Below are 3,322 nucleotides of genomic sequence, written 5' to 3'. Positions count from 1 at the left end.
AGGGTCCGCACCGCCAGCTCGACGCCCAGCACCGCGCGGATGCGGCCGGCCAGGCGGGTGGCGAGGAGCGAATGCCCGCCGAGTGCGAAGAAGTCGTCGTCGACGCCGACCGCCGGCACGCCCAGGACCTCGGCGAACAGGCCGCACAGGACCTCCTCGCGCGGAGTCCGCGGACCGCGCCCGGCACCGGCCGCCGGCAGCTCCGGCGCGGGCAGGGCCCGCCGGTCCAGCTTGCCGTTGGTGGTCAGCGGAAGCCGGTCCAGGACCACGAACGCCGACGGCACCATGTACTCCGGCAGCAGCCCCGCCACGTGCACCCGCAGGCCCTCGACGTCCACGCCCTCGGCGGAGTCCGGCTCGGCGGCCACGTACGCCACCAGCCGCTTGTCGCCCGGCCGGTCCTCCCGGACCAGGACCGCCGCCTCCGGAAGTCCGGGGAACCGGCGCAGGGCTTCCTCGATCTCCCCCGGCTCGATCCGGAACCCGCGGATCTTCACCTGGTGGTCGACCCGGCCGACGAACTCCAGCAGCCCGTCCTCCCGCCAGCGCACGATGTCGCCGGTGCGGTACACCCGGGCCCCAGGGTCGTCCGAGAACGGGTGTGCGACGAACTTCTCCTCGGTCAGCTCCGGGCGGTTCCAGTAGCCGCGGGCCACGCCGGGTCCGCCGACCCACAGTTCGCCGGGCACCCCCGGCGGGAGCAGGGCGCCGTTCTCGTCCATGACGAACACCTCGGTGTTCGTCAGCGGCCGGCCGATGGGGAGCTGACCGGTCCGGGGGGTGTCCCGGTCGATCTCGTAGCAGGAGGTGAACACGGTCGCCTCGGTGGGCCCGTACCCGTGGACGAGGTGCCGGGGCGCCCACGGCCCGTCCACCAGCTGGTCCACCACCGACCGCTCGACGGCCTCGCCGCCGAAGAACACGTGGTCGAGCTCGGCGAGCAGGTCGGGGCAGTCGAGGAGGTGCTGGCGGAGCAGGGGGGACGTCAGCCACATCATCGTCACCCCGCAGCGGCGCAGGGCGGCCTTGAGCTCGACGGCGTCGAGGAGGACCTCCTTGTCCATGACCACCATGGCCGCCCCGGACGTCAGCGCGGGCCAGCACTCGAACGTGAAGGCGTCCCAGGCGAAGTTGGACGGATGGGCGACGACGTGGCCGGGGCCGATGCGGGCGAAGACGTCGCTTTCGACCAGCCGGCAGACCGAGCGGTGCTCGATCATGACGCCCTTCGGAGTCCCGGTGGACCCGGAGGTGTAGATGACGTGGAACAGGCTGTCGGGGCGGACCGGCACGGACGGGTCGGTGCGGGGGCGGGTGGCGATCTCCGGCCGGTCGTGGTCCATGAGCACGCGCCGGGCGGCGCCCGCGCCCAGCTTGTCCTGGAGGTGGGCGTGGGTGACGACCAGCGACGCCTCCACGTCGGCGACCATGAACTCCAGCAGGTGGGGCGGGTAGTCGTGGTTGAGCGGCACGTACGCGGCGCCGGCCTTCAGGACGCCCAGGACCGCGACGACCGCGTCGATCCCGCGCTCGACGCAGACCGGGACCAGCTGCTCCGCCCGGACGCCCAGGTCGATCAGGTGATGGGCGAGCTGGTTCGCCCGCTCGTCGAGCTCCCGGTAGCTCAGCGACTCCTCGCCGCAGGTCACCGCCGTCGCGTCCGGGGTTCTGGCGGCCTGCCGCTGGAACAGCTGGTGCACGGTGGTGTCGTCGGAGTAGGGCGCCGCCGTGTCGTTCCACTCGGTGACGAGCCGGTGGTGTTCCTCGGCGGACAGGAGACCGATCCGGCTGAGGGGCAGTTCCGGGTCCGCCGCGACCGCGGCGAGCAGCCGCTGGAAGCAGTCCGCGATCCGCCGGGCGGTCTGCGGGGTGAACAGGTCGAGGGCGTACCCCAGCCGTCCGCCGATGCCCGCGGGGGCGCCGTCGTCCGTGTGCTCCTCGAAGAGTTCGAGGGTGAGGTCGAACTTGGCGACGTCGGTGTCCGCCAGGTCGACGTCCGTGGTCAGGCCCGGGAGGTCCAGCCGGACGGAGGTGTTGTTCTGCATGGCCAGGAGCACCTGGAAGAGCGGGTGCCGGGCGGCGGAGCGCACCGGGTTGAGTGCGCTCACCAGGTGCTCGAAGGGGACGTCCTGGTGGGCGAAGGCCTCCAGGGACGCCTCCCGCACCCGGGCCAGCAGTTGCTCGAAGGTGGGGTCTCCGGAGGTGTCGGTCCGCAGGACCAGGGTGTTGACGAAGAAGCCGACCAGGTCGGCCATCGCCTCGTCGGTCCGGTTGGCGATGGGAGTGCCCACCGGGATGTCGTGTCCGGCGCCCAGCCGGGAGAGCACCGCGGCGAAGGCGGCCTGCACCACCATGAACAGACTGGCCCGGCGGGTTCGGCCCAGTCCGGTCAGCCGCCTGTGCAGCTCCGCGTCCAGGGCGAAGGAGACCGAGTCGCCGCGGTGGCCGGCGACCTTCGGCCGGGGATGGTCGAAGGGCAGCTCGAGCTGGTCCGGGATGCCGTCCAGCGTCCTCGTCCAGAACGCCAGCTGCTCACTCGTCAGCGAGCCGGGGTCGTCCTCGGTGCCGAGAAGCTCGCGTTGCCACAGCGTGTAGTCCGCGTACTGCACCGGCAGCGCGGACCACGACGGCGCCGTCCCGTCGCACCGTGCCGCGTAGGCGCGGCCGAGGTCCCGGGTCAGCGGGGCCAGCGACCAGCCGTCGGACGCGATGTGGTGCATCAGCAGGAACAGGACGTGCTCGGTCTCCGACAGGGCGAACAGGCGGACGCGGAGCGGCGGATCGAGCGCCAGGTCGAAGCGCTGCCGGGCGAGGGCGGACATCTCGGCGGGCAGGGCGGACGCCTCGGTCCGCACCACCGCGAAGTCCCGCATCGCCCCGGCGGCCGGCAGGATCCGCTGGAACGGGACGCCCTGGGCGTCCAGGGGGAAGACCGTGCGCATGCTCTCGTGCCGGTCCACCACGTCCTCGAGCGCGGCCCTCAGCGCCGCCCGGTCCAGGTCGCCCGACAGGCGCACGACGAGGGGGAGGTTGTAGGTGGCGCTCGTCTCCTCGAGCTTGTCGAGGAACCACAGCCGGCTCTGTGCCGGGGACAGCGGGACGCGCTCCGGGCGCGGCCTCGCCGTCAGTTCGGGCCTGGCGGCATCCGCCCGGCCGACGCGGTCGGCGAGGGCTGAGACCGTCGGGGCCTCGAAGAGGGTCCGCACCGCCAGCTCGACGCCCAGCACCGCGCGGATGCGGCCGGCCAGGCGGGTGGCGAGGAGCGAATGCCCGCCGAGTGCGAAGAAGTCGTCGTCGACGCCGACCGCCGGCACGCCCAGGA

Annotated in this window: 1 protein-coding gene; it reads right to left on the bottom strand. The window is 73.1% G+C overall.

Translation table 11 applies throughout. The annotated features are described in order from the left end of the window. The coding region (locus ACOV8S_RS32530; protein ID WP_448322208.1) for an amino acid adenylation domain-containing protein at positions 1-3,322 on the bottom strand (3,322 nt) is incomplete at both ends.

Source organism: Streptomyces sp. CO7 (assembly GCF_053474865.1).
Note: the sequence above shows the minus strand (reverse complement) of the source record. Positions and strands in the feature narration are given on the sequence as shown.